General features: G+C 72.5%; 16 protein-coding genes. 15 read left to right on the plus strand and 1 reads right to left on the minus strand.

The window, feature by feature from the left end:
- Positions 1 to 47 precede the first annotated feature (47 nt).
- Positions 48 to 1,016: a UDP-glucose 4-epimerase GalE gene (gene galE / locus IE239_RS34970; RefSeq protein ID WP_190153501.1), complete on the minus strand. Its 969-nt coding sequence runs from the start codon at positions 1,014 to 1,016 to the stop codon at positions 48 to 50.
- Positions 1,017 to 1,346: 330 nt separating this feature from the next.
- Between galE and IE239_RS34975 the strand changes: the two genes are divergently transcribed.
- The 15 genes from IE239_RS34975 to IE239_RS35040 form a co-directional block, all read left to right on the plus strand.
- A complete protein-coding gene (locus tag IE239_RS34975; protein WP_190153502.1) occupies positions 1,347 to 3,176 on the plus strand; it encodes a DUF5941 domain-containing protein in 1,830 nt (609 codons plus the stop codon).
- Positions 3,173 to 3,925 carry a phosphocholine cytidylyltransferase family protein gene (locus tag IE239_RS34980; RefSeq protein WP_190153503.1) on the plus strand — a complete coding sequence of 251 codons (753 nt, stop codon included), beginning with the start codon at positions 3,173 to 3,175 and terminating at the stop codon, positions 3,923 to 3,925. Before IE239_RS34975 ends, IE239_RS34980 begins: the two co-directional genes overlap by 4 nt.
- Positions 3,913 to 4,974, plus strand: a complete 1,062-nt coding sequence (locus IE239_RS34985) for an iron-containing alcohol dehydrogenase family protein (protein ID WP_190153504.1) — start codon at positions 3,913 to 3,915, stop codon at positions 4,972 to 4,974. The genes IE239_RS34980 and IE239_RS34985 overlap by 13 nt, the downstream gene beginning before the upstream one ends.
- The gene (locus IE239_RS34990) at positions 4,952 to 5,731 is read left to right on the plus strand and encodes a CDP-alcohol phosphatidyltransferase family protein (RefSeq protein WP_190153505.1); all 780 of its coding nucleotides are present in this window, start codon (positions 4,952 to 4,954) and stop codon (positions 5,729 to 5,731) included. Before IE239_RS34985 ends, IE239_RS34990 begins: the two co-directional genes overlap by 23 nt.
- Complete coding sequence (locus IE239_RS34995; RefSeq protein WP_190153506.1) at positions 5,728 to 6,612, plus strand: glycosyltransferase family 2 protein; 885 nt, start codon at positions 5,728 to 5,730, stop codon at positions 6,610 to 6,612. Before IE239_RS34990 ends, IE239_RS34995 begins: the two co-directional genes overlap by 4 nt.
- A 98-nt stretch (positions 6,613 to 6,710) precedes the next feature.
- Positions 6,711 to 7,640 (plus strand): ABC transporter permease, encoded by a 930-nt coding sequence (locus IE239_RS35000; RefSeq protein WP_190153507.1) that lies wholly within the window; start codon positions 6,711 to 6,713, stop codon positions 7,638 to 7,640.
- 604 nt (positions 7,641 to 8,244) lie between these two features.
- Entirely contained in the window at positions 8,245 to 9,165 is a 921-nt protein-coding gene (hpnC, locus tag IE239_RS35005; protein WP_190153508.1) for a squalene synthase HpnC, read from the plus strand.
- Positions 9,162 to 10,112 carry a presqualene diphosphate synthase HpnD gene (hpnD, locus tag IE239_RS35010; protein WP_190153509.1) on the plus strand — a complete coding sequence of 317 codons (951 nt, stop codon included), beginning with the start codon at positions 9,162 to 9,164 and terminating at the stop codon, positions 10,110 to 10,112. Before hpnC ends, hpnD begins: the two co-directional genes overlap by 4 nt.
- Before the next feature lie 47 nt (positions 10,113 to 10,159).
- On the plus strand, positions 10,160 to 10,264 hold the full coding sequence (locus IE239_RS43390; protein ID WP_352307096.1) for a DUF6380 family protein: 105 nt from the start codon (positions 10,160 to 10,162) through the stop codon (positions 10,262 to 10,264).
- Entirely contained in the window at positions 10,261 to 11,766 is a 1,506-nt protein-coding gene (gene hpnE / locus IE239_RS35015) for a hydroxysqualene dehydroxylase HpnE (RefSeq protein ID WP_190153510.1), read from the plus strand. Before IE239_RS43390 ends, hpnE begins: the two co-directional genes overlap by 4 nt.
- A complete protein-coding gene (locus IE239_RS35020; RefSeq protein WP_190153511.1) occupies positions 11,763 to 12,905 on the plus strand; it encodes a polyprenyl synthetase family protein in 1,143 nt (380 codons plus the stop codon). The genes hpnE and IE239_RS35020 overlap by 4 nt, the downstream gene beginning before the upstream one ends.
- Positions 12,906 to 13,022: 117 nt before the next feature.
- Positions 13,023 to 15,044 (plus strand): squalene--hopene cyclase, encoded by a 2,022-nt coding sequence (shc, locus tag IE239_RS35025; RefSeq protein ID WP_190153512.1) that lies wholly within the window; start codon positions 13,023 to 13,025, stop codon positions 15,042 to 15,044.
- Positions 15,044 to 15,685 carry a phosphorylase family protein gene (locus IE239_RS35030; protein WP_190153513.1) on the plus strand — a complete coding sequence of 214 codons (642 nt, stop codon included), beginning with the start codon at positions 15,044 to 15,046 and terminating at the stop codon, positions 15,683 to 15,685. Before shc ends, IE239_RS35030 begins: the two co-directional genes overlap by 1 nt.
- Before the next feature lie 5 nt (positions 15,686 to 15,690).
- A complete protein-coding gene (gene hpnH, locus IE239_RS35035) occupies positions 15,691 to 16,713 on the plus strand; it encodes an adenosyl-hopene transferase HpnH (protein ID WP_190153514.1) in 1,023 nt (340 codons plus the stop codon).
- A gap of 4 nt (positions 16,714 to 16,717) precedes the next feature.
- Positions 16,718 to 16,901, plus strand: a 184-nt coding sequence (locus IE239_RS35040; protein WP_190153515.1) for a flavodoxin-dependent (E)-4-hydroxy-3-methylbut-2-enyl-diphosphate synthase, incomplete at its 3' end; no start/stop codon positions are given.

The raw sequence follows: 16,901 nt of genomic DNA on the forward strand, positions 1-16,901 counted from the left end.
TGACCTGCGGAAACGAACCGCAGGTCAGGGCACCCTCACCCTGGGCTTCAGGAGTGGTGCAACTGCCAGCCGCGCCAGGCCGAGTCGACCATGTCGCGCACGCCCTGCCGGGCCTTCCACCCGAGTTCCCGGGCCGCCAGCTCCGCCGAGGCCACCGCGCGCGGCGCGTCCCCGGGCCTGCGGTCCTCGACCACCGCGGGCCGGGTGTCGCCGGTGACCTCGCCGATGAGCGTGACCAGCTCGCGCACGGACACACCCTCACCGCGGCCGATGTTCACCGTGAGATCGCCCACCGTGTCCGGCGCGGACAGCCGCCGGGCCGCCGCGAGATGCGCGTCCGCCAGATCGGCGACGTGGATGTAGTCGCGGATGCAGGTGCCGTCCGGCGTGTCGTAGTCCGCGCCGAAGATGCGAGGGGCCTCGTCCCGGGTGAGCCGGTCGAAGACCATCGGGACGACGTTGAACACGCCGGTGTCGGCGAGTTCGGGCGCCGTCGCCCCGGCCACGTTGAAGTAGCGCAGACACGTGGTCGCGAAGCCGTGTGCCCGGCCCGCCGCCCGCACCAGCCACTCCCCGGCCAGCTTGGTCTCGCCGTACGGGTTCACCGGTGCGCACGGGGTGTCCTCCGTGATGAGGTCCACGTCCGGGTTGCCGTAGACGGCCGCGGAGGAGGAGAACAGGAACCGCTGGACCCCGGCCCCGGCGACCGCGTCGAGCAGGTCGGCGAGACCGCCGACGTTGTCCCGGTAGTAGCGGGTGGGCCGCGCAACCGACTCGCCGACCTGCTTGTGCGCGGCCAGGTGCACCACGCCCGTCACGGAGTGCTCGGCGAGGACGCGCTCGACCAGGCCGGTGTCGAGGGCCGAGCCCCGCACGAACGGGACGTCCGGCCCGAGCCGCGCGGCCGTGCCCGTGGAGAGGTCGTCCAGAACGACGACGCGCTCCCCGGCGCCGGTCATGGACCGTGCCACATGCGCCCCTATGTATCCGGCTCCGCCGGTGATCAGCCATGTCATGCCTGAGACCCTATGCCGAGAGGCGGGGACCCCCGCGCGGTCGGCGATGTCGGTGATGTCGGCGATATCGGATCTGTGCGGCACGGTTTGTCGGCCGGGCCGCCGATCACCGATGATGATCTCGGCACAGGCCGGTTCGAGCCGGGCCGTCGGACCACGTGGATCGAGCCCGAACGGGCGGTGAACGCGGGCCTCCCGGCATCCGATAGCCTCTGCCGACATGCCGCCCGCCCGGCGCGGCCACCGGTGAGACCGCCGGTGCGGCCAAGGGGCCGCCCCCCATTGTGTACATGACCGGCGCGTATGCGCCGGACCAGGGAGTGAGTTCGGTTGTCGACCGCCATCCTCACCGGCTCGCCGGTCCCCGGATCGTCGATCGAGGGCGATCTGCGGTCCCTCGGCTTCGACGTCCGGACCGCCTCCGACGCCGGTGACGCCGAGGCCCTCCTCGCCGCCGTCCCCGGCGACGAGCGCGTCGCCGTCGTGGACGCCCGCTTCGTGGGCCACGGACACGCGCTGCGCCTCGGCCTCACCGACCCCCGCTTCGCGCTCGCCGCGATCCCGGGCGCGGTGACCGCGCAGCCGGCCGGCCGGCCGGCCCTGACCCGCGCGATGGCCCGGGAGAGTTCCGCTCCCGGCGGCGCAGCTCCCGGCGGCGCCCCCGCGCTGGCCACGTCGAGCGTGCAGGACGTCGACAGCCTCGCCGACCGCGTCGTCGCCTCCCTCGACGCCGACGGCGCCGACGTGCACCGCCCCGAGCTGGGCAGCCTGGTCGCCGAGGTACCCGCCGACCCGCAGGCCCGCAACGAGGCACGGCAGGCCGTCGCCGCCGTGGACGACGAGGCCGTCCGGCTGAAGTCGGCCGTCAAAGCCCGCGACGGTTTCTTCACCACCCACTTCATCAGCCCGTACTCGCGCTACCTCGCCCGCTGGTGCGCCCGCCGCGGCCTCACCCCGAACCAGGTCACCACCGCCTCGCTGATCACCGCGCTGATCGCGGCGGCCTGCGCGGCCACCGGCACCCGGGGCGGCTTCGTCGCGGCCGGCGTCCTGCTGATCGCGTCGTTCGTCCTGGACTGCACCGACGGCCAGCTCGCCCGGTACTCCCTCCAGTACTCCACCCTCGGCGCCTGGCTCGACGCCACCTTCGACCGCGCCAAGGAGTACGCCTACTACGCGGGTCTCGCGCTCGGCGCCGCCCGCGGCGGCGACGACGTGTGGGCCCTGGCGCTCGGCGCCATGGTCCTGCAGACCTGCCGGCACGTCGTGGACTTCTCCTTCAACGAGGCCAACCACGACGCCACCGCCAACACCAGCCCCACCGCCGCCCTCTCCGACAAGCTCGACAGCGTCGGCTGGACCGTCTGGGTGCGGCGGATGATAGTCCTGCCCATCGGTGAACGATGGGCCATGATCGCCGTTCTCACCGCCGCGACGACGCCGCGCATCACCTTCTACGCGCTGCTGATCGGCTGCGCCTTCGCGGCGACGTACACCACGGCCGGGCGGGTCCTGCGCTCACTGACCCGCAAGGCCCGGCGCACCGACCGGGCGGCGCAGGCGCTGGCGGACCTCGCGGACAGCGGCCCCCTCACGGAACTGCTGGCCCGCAGGGTCCCGGCCGGCCTCCGCATCCCGGCGCCGCTCAGCGCGCTCGCCGGTGTCGTCCTGCTGGTGCTCGCGGCCGCGTTCGACGGACCGGGTTTCTCGCTCCTGCTGGCCGCCGTCCTGTACGTCCTGCTGTGCGCCGAAGCCGTCGCCCGCCCCCTCAAGGGCGCCCTCGACTGGCTGGTCCCGCCGCTCTTCCGGGCCGGCGAGTACTGCACGGTCCTGATCCTCGCGGCCAAGGCCGGGGCCGACGGAGCCCTTCCCGCGGCTTTCGGACTGGTCGCCGCCGTCGCCTACCATCACTACGACACGGTGTACCGCATCCGCGGCGACGCCGGAGCGCCGCCGGCCTGGCTGGTGCGGGCGATCGGGGGCCAGGACGGGCGCACGCTGCTCGTCGCCGTGCTGGCCGTGGTGCTCACCGCTTCGCAGTTCACGGTCGCGCTCACGGTCGTCGCCGTGGCCGTCGCCGTCGTGGTGCTCGTCGAGAGCATCCGCTTCTGGGTGTCCGCAGGGGCCCCCGCCGTACACGATGAAGGAGAACCCGCATGATCGGCCTCGTGCTGGCGGCCGGCGCCGGACGGCGTCTGCGCCCCTACACCGACAGCCTGCCGAAGGCGCTGGTGCCGGTGGGGCCCGCGGGCATAGAGGGCGAGCCCACGGTGCTCGACCTGACGCTCGGCAACTTCGCCGAGATCGGTCTGACCGAGGTCGCGGTGATCGTCGGCTACCGCAAGGAGGCCGTGTACGAGCGCAAGGCGGCGCTGGAGGCCAAGTACGGCCTCAGGCTCACCCTCATCGACAACGACAAGGCCGAGGAGTGGAACAACGCCTACTCCCTGTGGTGCGGCCGTGACGCCCTCAAGGACGGCGTGATCCTCGCCAACGGCGACACCGTGCACCCCGTCTCCGTGGAGAGGACGCTGCTCGCCGCGCGCGGCGAGGGCAGGAGGATCATCCTCGCGCTGGACACCGTGAAGTCCCTCGCCGACGAGGAGATGAAGGTCGTCGTCGACCCCGGCAAGGGCATGACGAAGATCACCAAGCTGATGGACCCGGCCGAGGCCACCGGCGAGTACATCGGCGTCACCCTCATCGAGGGCGACGCCGCCCCGGAACTGGCCGACGCGCTCAGGACCGTCTGGGAGACCGACCCGCAGCAGTTCTACGAGCACGGTTACCAGGAACTGGTGAACCGCGGCTTCCGTATCGACGTGGCGCCGATCGGCGACGTCGCGTGGGTCGAGATCGACAACCACGACGACCTCGCCCGCGGACGGGAGATCGCGTGCCAGTACTGACCCGGCTGATCCCCTCGCCCGTCGTCGTCGACATCCGCCCGGGTGCCCTCGACGACCTGGTCGGCGTCCTCGCCGACGAGCGCATCTCGCACTCGGGCAAGCTCGCGATCGCCGTCAGCGGCGGCTCGGGCGCCCGGCTGCGCGAGCGCCTCACCCCGGCCCTGCCCGGCGCCACCTGGTACGAGGTGGGCGGCGGCACCCTCGACGACGCCGTCCGGCTGGCCGGCGACATAAAGGCCGGCCGCTACGACGCCGTCGTGGGCCTGGGCGGCGGCAAGATCATCGACTGCGCCAAGTTCGCCGCGGCGCGGGTGGGTCTTCCGCTCGTCGCCGTGCCGACCAACCTCGCGCACGACGGCCTGTGCTCGCCGGTGGCCACCCTCGACAACGACGCGGGTCGGGGCTCCTACGGCGTCCCGAACCCGATCGCCGTCGTCATCGACCTGGACGTCATCCGCGAGGCCCCGGTGCGGTTCGTGCGCGCCGGCATCGGCGACGCGGTGTCGAACATCTCGGCCATCGCGGACTGGGAGCTGGCCAACCGGGTCAAGGGCGAGAAGATCGACGGTCTGGCCGCCGCGATCGCCCGCCAGGCCGGTGAGGCGGTGCTCAGGCACCCGGGCGGCATCCAGGACACCGACTTCCTCCAGGTCCTGGCCGAGGCGCTGGTGCTCAGCGGCATCGCCATGTCGGTGTCGGGCGATTCCCGCCCGTCCTCCGGCGCCTGCCACGAGATCAACCACGCCTTCGACCTGCTCTTCCCCAGACGGGCGGCCGCCCACGGCGAGCAGTGCGGCCTGGGCGCGGCCTTCGCGATGTACCTGCGCGGAGCCGTCGAGGAGTCGGCCTACATGGCGCAGGTGCTGCGCCGGCACGGACTGCCGGTCCTGCCCGAGGACATCGGCTTCACGGCGGACGAGTTCGTCCGGGCCGTGGAGTTCGCCCCGGAGACCCGGCCCGGCCGCTACACGATCCTCGAACACCTCGACCTCAAGACCGAACAGATCAAGGACGTCTACGCCGACTATGTCAAGGCCATCGGTAGCTGAACTCAGACCGGTCGTCCACCCTCCGGGGGTGAAGGACCGGCGCAGCGGTGAGCACTGGATGGGACGCCTCTACATGCGCGAGGTGTCCCTGCGGGTGGACCGCTACCTGGTGAACACCAGGGTCACGCCCAACCAGCTCACGTATCTGATGACCGTCTTCGGCGTCCTCGCCGCCCCGGCCCTGCTGGTGCCGGGCATCGCGGGAGCCGTGCTCGGCGTGGTGTGCGTGCAGATGTACCTGCTGCTGGACTGCGTGGACGGCGAGATAGCGCGCTGGAAGAAGCAGTACTCCCTCAACGGCGTCTACCTGGACCGCGTCGGCGCCTACCTCACCGACGCCGCCGTCCTCGTCGGCTTCGGACTGCGCGCCGCGGACCTGTGGGGCAGCGGGCGCATCGACTGGCTGTGGGCCTTCCTCGGCACGCTGGCCGCGCTCGGCGCGATCCTGATCAAGGCCGAGACCGACCTCGTCGCCGTCGCCCGCCACCAGAGCGGGAAGCCGCCGGTGCAGGAGGCCGCCTCGGAGATGCGCTCCTCCGGCATGGCGCTGGCCCGCAGGGCCGCCTCCCTGCTCAAGTTCCACCGCCTGATCCTCGGCATCGAGGCCTCCCTGCTGATCCTGGTCCTGGCGGTCGCCGACCAGGTCCGCGGCGACCTGTTCTTCTCCCGGCTCGGCGTCGCGGTCCTGGCCGGCATCGCGCTCGTGCAGACCCTGCTGCACCTGGTGTCGATCCTGGCGTCGAGCAGGCTGAAGTGAGCGCGGCCCTCAAGGTCGGCGCGGTCGTCATCACCATGGGCGACCGCCCCGACGAGCTGCGCGCCCTGCTCGACTCGATAGCCGAGCAGGAAGGCGACCGCGTCGAGGTGGTGGTCGTCGGCAACGGCTCGCCCGTCCCGCCCGTCCCCGAGGGCGTCCGCACCGTCGAACTCCCCGAGAACCTCGGCATCCCCGGCGGCCGCAACGTGGGCATCGAGGCCTTCGGCCCCGGCGGCCGCGACGTCGACGTCCTGCTGTTCCTGGACGACGACGGCCTCCTCGCCCGCCACGACACGGCCGAGCTGTGCCGCCGGGCCTTCGACGCCGATCCGAAGCTGGGCATCGTCAGCTTCCGCATCGCCGACCCGGACACCGGCGTCACCCAGCGTCGCCACGTGCCCCGGCTGCGCGCCTCCGACCCGATGCGCTCCTCCCGGGTCACCACGTTCCTCGGCGGTGCCAACGCCGTCCGCACGAAGGTCTTCGCCGAGGTCGGCGGGCTCCCGGACGAGTTCTTCTACGCCCATGAGGAGACCGACCTGGCCTGGCGGGCCCTCGACGCGGGCTGGATGATCGACTACCGGTCCGACATGGTGCTGCACCACCCGACGACGGCGCCCTCGCGGCACGCGGTCTACCACCGCATGGTGGCCCGCAACCGCGTCTGGCTGGCCCGCCGCAACCTTCCCGCCCCCCTGGTCCCGGTGTATCTCGGGGTCTGGCTGCTGCTCACCCTCGCCCGCCGCCCCTCGGGAGCCGCGCTCAGGGCGTGGTCCGGCGGTTTCCGGGAAGGGTGGACGACCGCGTGCGGACCGCGCAGGCCCATGAAGTGGCGAACGGTGTGGCGGCTCACCCGGCTGGGCCGGCCTCCGGTGATCTGACAAGCTCGTTTCCGAGGGCGCCCGGGCCGTGCCGCGGGGCCCCGGATCGTGCCGGCCCCGCCAGGGGCGCACACCCCGAAGACGAAGGTTTCCTACTGGTGAGTGAGTCGACACAAGACGTCGGAGTCGCCGTGAGCGCGCTTCCGCCACCCCACGAGGGCCTCACGGCCGCGCAGTTGGCAGCCCGGCACGGACTGGCCGTGAGCGGAGCCCGGCCCCCGCTGCCGGAGTACGTCCGCCGGCTCTGGGGGCGCCGTCACTTCATCCTGGCGTTCTCCCGGGCGAAGCTGGCCGCGCAGTACAGCCAGGCCAGGCTCGGCCAGCTGTGGCAGGTGGCCACGCCGCTGCTCAACGCGGCCGTGTACTTCATGATCTTCGGCCTGCTCCTCGACGCCGGCCGGGGGATGTCCAAGGACGTCTACATCCCCTTCCTGGTCACCGGCGTCTTCGTGTTCACCTTCACGCAGACCTCCGCGATGAGCGGCGTGCGCGCGATCTCCGGCAACCTCGGACTGGTCCGCGCCCTGCACTTCCCGCGCGCCGCGCTGCCCGTCTCCTTCGCCCTGCAGCAGCTCCAGCAACTGCTCTACTCCATGCTCGTGCTGTTCCTCGTGGTGATCGGCATGGGCAGCTACCCGGACCTGTCCTGGGCGCTGATCGTCCCGGTGCTCGCCCTGCAGTTCTGCTTCAACACCGGGCTCGCGCTGATCCTCGCCCGGGCCGGCGCCAGGACCCCGGACCTGGCGCAGCTGATGCCCTTCGTGATGCGGACGTGGATGTACGCGTCCGGCGTGATGTTCTCCATCCCGGTCTTCCTCGCGGACAAGCCGCAGTGGGCGGCGAACATCCTGCAGTGGAACCCGGCCGCCGTCTACATGGACCTGATGCGCTTCGCGCTCATCGAGGGCTACGGCGCCGAGAACCTCCCCGAACACGCCTGGGCGCTCGCGGGCGGCTGGGCGGTGCTGATCGCCGTCGGCGGCTTCGTGTACTTCTGGAGGGCGGAGGAGAGGTACGGCCGTGGCTGAGCCGCTCCCGGCGCGGCCCGCGGGCCCGCGGGCGCCGGCCGTCGCCGCCGGCGAGGACCGCTCCGGCCCCCGCTACGGCGGCGCCGGGGCGATGCGCGCCTGAGGTCCGGCCGGCACGAGGCGGTCAAGGCCGGCAGACGGCCCGTCACCTGCGGCCGCCTCCGGTTGCGTGGGCGGAGCCGGCCGCGCCCGGACGGCCCGGCCGCAGGGGATCCCTGAGGCGTACGAGAAGTCCACGGCCGGGCACGGCGTTTCGGCCAGGCTCCGGCGGAACTGCCGGGCGGGGCGACGCGTCTGCAAAGGAAGCGTCAACTCGGGCCCCGCGCAGGAATCTTGACGCCAATCGGTGTGTTGTTGTGATGCGCGGGACACCCCCGCGATCCCCGGCGCGTTGTACAACGTAAGCTGGACCGGTCCCGAAACGCGGCAAGTGGGGCGATACTGCGCAGCCCCCTCGTCGGGGCCGTCGCGCGGACAGCCGGGCGGCGTGTCCGAAATAGTGCGTATTGGGTCGGCAGTGTAGAACGGGAGATGTGACGGCAATGGCTACGGAAACTCCCCAGCTCGACGCAGGCCGCGCCGTCCCGGCCCCGGGCGGGCGACGGTGACGGCGGCCACGGCGCCACGTACCGGCGACCCCGAGCGCAACACCCTCGGCAAAGCGGCGCACGAGAACTTCCCCGTCGCCCCCTTCTTCCTGCCCAGGGCCTGGCGCGAGGACCTCATGGCCGTGTACGGCTACGCCCGCCTCGTCGACGACATCGGCGACGGCGACCTGGCCCCGGGCGGCGAGGACGCCCGCCTGCTCGGCGTGTCGGCCACCGAGGCCGAGGACCGGCTCGTGCTGCTGGACGCCTTCGAGGCCGACCTGCGCCGCGTGTTCGACGGATGCGACGGACCGGACGGATCGCCCCGCCACCCCCTGCTGCGCCGCCTCCGGCCGACCGTGCGCCGCCGCTCGCTCACCCCGGAGCCCTTCCTCGCCCTGATCGAGGCCAACCGTCAGGACCAGCTCGTCACCCGCTACGAGACGTACGACGACCTCCTCGCCTACTGCGAACTGTCCGCCAACCCCGTCGGCCGTCTCGTCCTCGCCGTCACCGGCGCCGCGACCCCGGAACGGATCCGCCGGTCCGACGCCGTCTGCACCGCACTGCAGATTGTCGAGCACCTGCAGGACGTGGCCGAGGACCTCGGCCGTGACCGCGTCTATCTGCCCGCCGCGGACATGAAGCGCTTTCACGTCCAGGAGGCGGACCTCGCCGCGCGGACCTCGGGCGCCTCGGTGCGCGCGCTGGTCGCGTACGAGGCGCAACGCGCCCGCGATCTCCTGAATGAAGGCGCCCCCCTGGTGGGTAGCGTCGACGGCAGGCTGAGACTGCTGCTCGCGGGGTTCGTGGCGGGAGGAAGGGCGGCGATCCGGGCGATCGCCGCCGCCGAATACGACGTACTTCCCGGCCCGCCCGAGCCCGGCAAGCTCCGGCTGCTGCGCGAGGTGGGCGTGACCCTGCGAGGAGAGGGGTGATCCGGACCGTGGAGTCGTCACCGCACGTGTCCGCACCGGTACTCGCCGCCTACAGCTACTGCGAGACCGTGACCGGACAGCAGGCCCGGAACTTCGCGTACGGCATCAGGCTGCTGCCCACACCGAAGCGCCGCGCGATGTCCGCGCTGTACGCGTTCTCGCGCCGCGTCGACGACATCGGCGACGGCGCGCTGCACGACGACGTCAAGACCGCGAGGCTGGAGGAGACCCGGGCGCTGCTGACCCGGGTCCGGGCCGGCGAGGTCGACGAGGACGACACCGACCCCGTCGCGGTCGCCCTCGCGCACACGGCGCGGGCGTTCCCCGTCCCGCTCGGCGGCCTGGACGAGCTGATCGACGGCGTCCTGATGGACGTGCGCGGCGAGACCTACGAGACCTGGGACGACCTGAAGACGTACTGCCGCTGCGTGGCGGGCGCCATCGGGCGTCTCTCGCTCGGCGTGTTCGGCGCCGAACAGGGTGCCCGCGGCGCCGAGCGCGCCCCGGAGTACGCGGACACGCTGGGACTCGCGCTCCAGCTCACCAACATCCTCAGAGACGTCCGCGAGGACGCGGCGGGCGGCCGCACCTATCTGCCCGCCGACGACCTCGCCAAGTTCGGCTGCTCGGCCGGGTTCGACGGGCCGAAGCCGCCGGAGGGCTCCGACTTCGCGGGTCTCGTGCACTTCGAGGTGCGCCGGGCCCGCACCCTGTTCGCCGAGGGGTACCGGCTGCTGCCCCTGCTCGACCGGCGCAGCGGCGCCTGCGTCGCCGCCATGGCCGGCATCTACCGGCGGCTCCTGGACCGCATCGAACGCGACCCCGAGGCGGTGCTGCGCGGGCGCGTCTCGCTGCCCGGCCGGGAGAAGGCCTATGTCGCCGTGCGCGGGCTGTCCGGTCTGGACACCCGGCACGTGTCGCGACGGGCCGTCAGGAGGCACACCTGATGGACGCGGCGGGCGATGTGCTGGACCGAGGCGGCACGGCCGGAGAAATGCGCCACGCAACCCTCCGATGCGGCGCGGCGTCCCTGACTGCGACGGTCCGCGGTGCAGAGTTCAGGCACCATGACCGGCCCGCGCGGGAGGGTGCACGATGAACGACGAGCAGCCGGCGGACGCCGGGGCGGCAGCCGCCTCCCCGGGGCGTTCCGCCGTCGTCGTCGGGGGAGGGCTGGCGGGTGTCACCGCCGCTCTCGCGCTCGCCGACGCGGGCGTGCGCGTCACCCTGCTCGAAGGCCGGCCCCGGCTCGGCGGCCTCGCCTTCTCCTTCCGGCGCGGCGAGCTGACCGTCGACAACGGACAGCACGTGTATCTGCGCTGCTGCACCGGCTACCGCTGGTTCCTGGACCGCATCGGGGGCAGCGCGCTGGCGCCGTTGCAGGAACGTCTCGACGTGCCGGTCGTCGACCTCGCCAAGCCCGAGGGACGACGGCTCGGCAGACTGCGGCGCGACGCGCTGCCCGTGCCCCTGCATCTGGGGCGCAGCCTCGCCGCGTATCCGCATCTCTCCCTCGCCGAACGCCTGAGGGTGGGCCGGGCCGCGCTCGCCCTCAAGGGGCTCGACCTCGCCGATCCGGCCCTGGACGCACAGGACTTCGGCAGCTGGCTGACCGCGCACGGCCAGTCGCGGCGCGCCGTCGAGGCCCTGTGGGACCTGGTCGGCGTCGCGACCCTCAACGCGGTCGCCGGCGACTGCTCGCTCGGGCTCGCCGCGATGGTGTTCAAGACCGGTCTGCTGTCCGACCCGGGCGCGGCCGACATCGGCTGGGCGCACGTGCCGCTGGGCGAACTGCACGACGGGCTCGCCCGCAGGGCGCTCGACTCCGCGGGCGTGCGGACCGAGGTCCGCGCACGCGTCACCTCCCTCTCCCGTGCGGCGAACGGGACGTGGAGCGTCGGGGTTCCCGGCGAGACCCTCCGCGCGGACACGGTCGTCCTCGCCGTCCCCCAGCGCGAGGCGTACGACCTGCTGCCCGAGGGGGCGCTGGACGACGCCGGACGACTGCTGGAGATCGGCACCGCGCCGATCCTCAACGTGCACGTCGTCTACGACCGCACCGTGCTCGACACGCCCTTCTTCGCGGCGCTCGGCACCCCCGTGCAGTGGGTCTTCGACCGCACCCACGCCTCCGGGCTGCGGAGCGGCCAGTACCTCGCCGTGTCCCAGTCCGCCGCGCAGGACGAGATCGACGAGCCCGTCGCCGTCCTGCGCGAGCGCTACCTGCCCGAGCTGCGCAGGCTGCTGCCGGGAGCGCGCCGCGCCGAGGTACGGGACTTCTTCGTGACCCGGGAGCGCACGGCGACGTTCGCCCCCACCCCCGGCGTCGGGCGCCTGCGGCCCGGCGCCCGCACCGAAGCCCCCGGCCTGTACCTGGCCGGAGCGTGGACCGCCACCGGGTGGCCCGCGACCATGGAGAGTGCGGTCCGCAGCGGCGTGAACGCGGCGGACGCCGCGCTGAGCGCCCTCGGCCGGCCCCGACCCCGCCGTCGCTTCGAATCCGAGGAGACGGCCTACTGCATCGTTCCGGGGGACATCCCCCGGACCCCCGGCCGAGAGCCGGAGGGAACCGGCGTTCCCCTGCGAGGTGGCACCCGGTGAAGTTCGATCAGCACGGCTCGGCACACCCCCGCACCCCCTCCGGTACCGCGACAAGAGGAGAAAATGTGCCCACTGTGCCCCAGGCCTCACCGGCCGCTCGGCGGACCGCGGTGGACGTGACCGCGCTCCTGGAGCGCGGCCGCACCCTGGCCACACCGGTGCTGCGGGCGGCCGTCGACCGACTCGCCCCGCCCATGGACACGGTCGCCGCCTACCACTTCGGCTGGATCGACGCCCAGGGCAACCCCACCGACGGCGACGGCGGCAAGGCCGTGCGCCCGGCGCTCGCCGTGCTCTCCGCCGAGGTCGCGGGAGCCGACCCCGAGGCCGGCGTCCCCGGCGCGGTCGCCGTGGAACTGGTCCACAACTTCTCCCTCCTGCACGACGACCTGATGGACGGCGACGAGCAGCGCCGGCACCGCGACACCGTGTGGAAGGTGCACGGACCCGCCCAGGCCATCCTGGTCGGCGACGCGCTGTTCGCCCTCGCCAACGAGGTCCTCCTCGAACTCGGCACGGTGGAGGCCGGCCGCGCCACCCGGCGTCTGACGACGGCCACCCGCGCCCTCATCGACGGCCAGGCCCAGGACATCTCCTACGAGCACCGCGACCGCGTCAGCGTCGAGGAGTGCCTGGAGATGGAGGGCAACAAGACCGGCGCGCTGCTGGCCTGCGCCTCCTCCATCGGCGCGGTGCTCGGCGGCGCGGACGACCGCACCGCCGACGCGCTGGAGCGGTACGGCTACCACCTCGGCCTCGCCTTCCAGGCCGTCGACGACCTCCTCGGCATCTGGGGCGACCCGGGGGCCACCGGCAAGCAGACCTGGAGCGACCTGCGCCAGCGAAAGAAGTCCCTGCCCGTGGTGGCCGCGCTCGCGGCGGGCGGCCCCGCCTCCGAGCGGCTCGGCGAGATGCTCGCCGCCGACGCCAAGAGCAGCGACTTCGAGAACTTCTCCGAGGAGGAGTTCGCGGCCCGCGCGGCCCTGATCGAGGAGGCGGGCGGCCGTGACTGGACCGCCGGGGAGGCACGCCGTCAGCACACCATCGCCATCGAGGCCCTGAACGCCGTCGACATGCCCGAGCAGGTGCGGGCCGGGTTCACGGCGCTCGCCGACTTCGTCGTCGTACGAAAGAGATGATCACTATCGGTCGAATAGCCCTCGCGTAGTCGCCGGCCGGTGTGCGAGGAGAGGACACCGGCCGACGGCGGACCCACAGCAGACGCAACGACATGCACACTGCACGAAGGGGAAGCCATGACAGCGACGACCGACGGAAGCACCGGGGCCCTGCCGCCCCGCGCTGCCGCGGCCAGCGAAACCGACATCACCGTCCCCGTGGCGGCCGGGGTACAAGAAGCCGCCGCACGCGCGATGCAGCGCGCCACCGACTTCCTGCTGGCCCGGCAGGACGCCGAGGGATGGTGGAAGGGCGACCTGGAGACGAACGTCACCATGGACGCCGAGGACCTGCTGCTCCGTCAGTTCCTGGGTATCCGCGACGAGCCGACCACCCGCGCCGCCGCCCTCTTCGTGCGCGGCGAGCAGCGCGAGGACGGCACCTGGGCCACCTTCCACGGCGGCCCGCCCGACCTGTCCGCCACCGTCGAGGCGTACGTCGCGCTGCGCCTGGCCGGCGACGCCCCCGACGCCCCGCACATGGCCCGGGCCTCCGCCTGGGTCCGCGACCAGGGAGGCATCGCCGCCGCCCGGGTCTTCACCCGGATCTGGCTGGCCCTGTTCGGCTGGTGGAAATGGGAGGACCTGCCCGAACTGCCGCCCGAGCTCTTGTTCTTCCCTAAATGGTTCCCGCTGAGCATCTACAACTTCGGCTGCTGGGCCCGGCAGACGATCGTCCCCCTGACCGTCGTCTCGGCGAAGCGGCCGGTGCGTCCGGCGCCGTTCTCCCTCGACGAGCTGCACACCGACCCCGCGAACCCCTGCCCGCCCAAGCCCCTCGCCCCTGTGAACAGTTGGGACGGACTCTTCCAGCGGCTCGACAAGGTGGTGCGGGGCTACCGGTCCGTGGCCGTGCGCAGGCTGCGCAGGGCGGCCCTGAACTCCGCCGCCCGCTGGATCGTCGAGCGCCAGGAGAACGACGGCTGCTGGGGCGGGATCCAGCCGCCCGCCGTGTACTCGCTCATCGCTCTGCACCTGCTCGGCTACGACCTCGGACACCCGGTGATGCGGGCCGGGCTGGCGTCCCTCGACCGGTACACGGTGTGGCGCGAGGACGGCGCACGGATGGTCGAGGCCTGCCAGTCGCCGGTGTGGGACACCTGCCTGGCCACCATCGCCCTCGCCGACGCCGGACTGCCCGCCGACCACCCCCAACTGGTCAAGGCCGCCGACTGGATGCTCGGCGAGCAGGTGGTGCGCCCCGGTGACTGGTCGGTGCGACGACCCCAACTCCCGCCCGGCGGATGGGCCTTCGAGTTCCACAACGACAACTACCCCGACATCGACGACACCGCCGAGGTCGTCCTCGCGCTGCGCCGGGTCCGCCACCACGACCCTGAACGCATGGACCGGGCCATCGCGCGCGGAGTGCGCTGGAACCTCGGGATGCAGTCCCGCAACGGCGCCTGGGGCGCCTTCGACGTCGACAACACCAGCCCGTTCCCCAACCGGATGCCGTTCTGCGACTTCGGCGAGGTGATCGACCCGCCGTCCGCGGACGTCACCGCGCACGTCGTCGAGATGCTGGCGATCGAGGGACTCTCGCACGATCCGCGCACCCGGCGCGGCATCGAGTGGCTGCTCGCGAACCAGGAGCCGGACGGCTCCTGGTTCGGACGCTGGGGCGTCAACTACGTCTACGGCACGGGGTCGGTGGTGCCCGCCCTCACGGCCGCGGGCCTGCCCGCCCGGCACCCGGCGATCCGGGCGGCGGTCGGCTGGCTGGAGCGGGTGCAGAACGACGACGGCGGCTGGGGCGAGGACCTGCGCTCCTACCGGGACCCCGCGCGATGGAGCGCCCGCGGGGCGTCGACGGCCTCCCAGACGGCCTGGGCGCTGATGGCCCTGCTGGCGGCGGGGGAGCGGGACTCCAAGGCCGTCGAACGGGGCGTGGCGTGGCTGGCCCGGACCCAGCGGGAGGACGGCTCCTGGGACGAGCCCCACTTCACCGGCACCGGCTTCCCCTGGGACTTCTCGATCAACTACCACCTCTACCGGCAGGTCTTCCCGTTGACCGCGCTCGGCCGCTACGTCCACGGAGAGCCGTTCAGCAAGCAGCCCGCCCCGCACGCGGCGTCCGCCGAGGGCAAGGGGAGCTGATGAGAGCCCAGCCCGTCCCGGCGCCGCTGCTGATCGCCTGCGCGCTCGGCATCGAGCACCTCGCCCTGCGCATGGGCGACCGCGGCGGCGCCGACGGGCCGGTCACCGTCCTGCGGACGGGCATGGGCCCCAAGGCGGCCGAGCGCTCCGTCACCCGGGTCCTGTCCGACCCGGTGCTGGGCGGGGCGGCCGTGCTGGCCACGGGCTTCTGCGCCGGGCTCGCCCCCGGCATGCACCCCGGCGACCTGGTCGTCGCCGAGGAGACCCGCGACCCGCGGGGCCGGGTGCCCTGCGTGGGCACCGAACTGCTCGTCAAGGAACTCGTGCGCACCCTGCCCGGGCGGACCGTCCACACCGGTCCGCTCACCGGCTCCGACCACGTGGTACGCGGCCACGAGCGGGGCGATCTGCTCGCGACCGGCGCGATCGCGGTCGACATGGAATCGGCGGCCACGCTCCTGAGCGCCGTGCGCGCCGAGCCGCGCCCGGTTGCGGCCGTCCGGGTGGTCGTGGACGCTCCGGAACATGAACTCGTCCGGATCGGCACGGTGCGCGGTGGAATATCGGCTTTCCGCGTTCTTCGCTGCGTCCTGCCTGCTTTTTTCGAATGGCACCGTAATGTTCTGCTCCCCCGGAGGTGAGCCGTATGGCCATGCCGCTGCGCCAGTCCATCAAGGTCGCTACATACCTGGCCGAACAGAAGCTCCGCAAGCGCGACAAGTTCCCGCTCATCGTCGAGCTGGAGCCCCTCTTCGCCTGCAACCTCAAGTGCGAGGGCTGCGGCAAGATCCAGCATCCGGCGGGAGTGCTCAAGCAGCGCATGCCGGTCGCCCAGGCCGTGGGCGCGGTGCTGGAGTCCGGTGCGCCGATGGTGTCCATCGCCGGCGGCGAGCCCCTGATGCATCCTCAGATCGACGAGATCGTGCGGCAGTTGGTGGCGAAACGGAAGTACGTCTTCCTCTGCACCAACGCCATGCTGCTGCGCAAGAAGCTGGAGAAGTTCACCCCCTCGCCCTACTTCGCCTTCGCCGTGCACATCGACGGGCTGCGGGAGCGGCACGACGAGTCCGTGGCCAAGGAGGGGGTGTTCGACGAGGCCGTGGCCGCCATCAAGGAGGCCAAGCGGCGCGGCTTCCGGGTGACCACCAACTCGACCTTCTTCAACACCGACACCCCGCAGACCGTCGTCGAGGTGCTCAACTTCCTCAACGACGACCTCAAGGTCGACGAGATGATGATCTCGCCCGCCTATGCCTACGAGAAGGCCCCCGACCAGGAGCACTTCCTGGGCGTGGAGCAGACCCGCGAGCTGTTCAAGAAGGCCTTCTCGGGCGGCAACCGGCGCCGTTGGCGGCTCAACCACTCGCCCCTGTTCCTGGACTTCCTGGAGGGCCGGGCCGACTTCCCGTGCACGGCGTGGGCGATCCCGAACTACTCGCTCTTCGGCTGGCAGCGCCCCTGCTATCTGATGAGCGACGGGTATGTGCCGACCTACCGTGAGCTGATCGAGGAAACGGACTGGGACAAGTACGGCCGGGGCAAGGACCCGCGCTGCGCCAACTGCATGGCGCACTGCGGCTACGAGCCCACCGCCGTCCTGGCCACCATGGGCTCGCTCAAGGAGTCCCTGCGCGCCCTGCGCGACACCGTCAACGGGAACCGGGAGTGACGGCATGACCGCCGTGTCCCTGGGTGTTCCCGAGCTGCCGGTCCGGCCGGTGTCGCCGCGGCGTGCGTCGCGGCGGATCCAGGTCGGCCCGGTGGCGGTCGGCGGGGACGCGCCGGTGTCGGTGCAGTCGATGACGACGACGCGTACGTCGGACATCGGTGCGACGTTGCAGCAGATCGCCGAGTTGA

This window comes from Streptomyces humidus, from assembly GCF_014649655.1.
Lineage (GTDB): Bacteria > Actinomycetota > Actinomycetes > Streptomycetales > Streptomycetaceae > Streptomyces > Streptomyces humidus.

What these genes read in the sequence shown, in the direction of transcription:
- galE (WP_190153501.1), bottom strand. Translation starts at nt 1,016, where the DNA reads ATGACATGGCTGATCACCGGCGGAGCCGGATACATAGGGGCGCATGTG.
- IE239_RS34980 (WP_190153503.1), top strand. Translation starts at nt 3,173, where the DNA reads ATGATCGGCCTCGTGCTGGCGGCCGGCGCCGGACGGCGTCTGCGCCCC.
- IE239_RS34990 (WP_190153505.1), top strand. Translation starts at nt 4,952, where the DNA reads ATGTCAAGGCCATCGGTAGCTGAACTCAGACCGGTCGTCCACCCTCCG.
- IE239_RS43390 (WP_352307096.1), top strand. Translation starts at nt 10,160, where the DNA reads ATGCGCCACGCAACCCTCCGATGCGGCGCGGCGTCCCTGACTGCGACG.
- hpnE (WP_190153510.1), top strand. Translation starts at nt 10,261, where the DNA reads ATGAACGACGAGCAGCCGGCGGACGCCGGGGCGGCAGCCGCCTCCCCG.
- shc (WP_190153512.1), top strand. Translation starts at nt 13,023, where the DNA reads ATGACAGCGACGACCGACGGAAGCACCGGGGCCCTGCCGCCCCGCGCT.
- IE239_RS35030 (WP_190153513.1), top strand. Translation starts at nt 15,044, where the DNA reads ATGAGAGCCCAGCCCGTCCCGGCGCCGCTGCTGATCGCCTGCGCGCTC.
- hpnH (WP_190153514.1), top strand. Translation starts at nt 15,691, where the DNA reads ATGGCCATGCCGCTGCGCCAGTCCATCAAGGTCGCTACATACCTGGCC.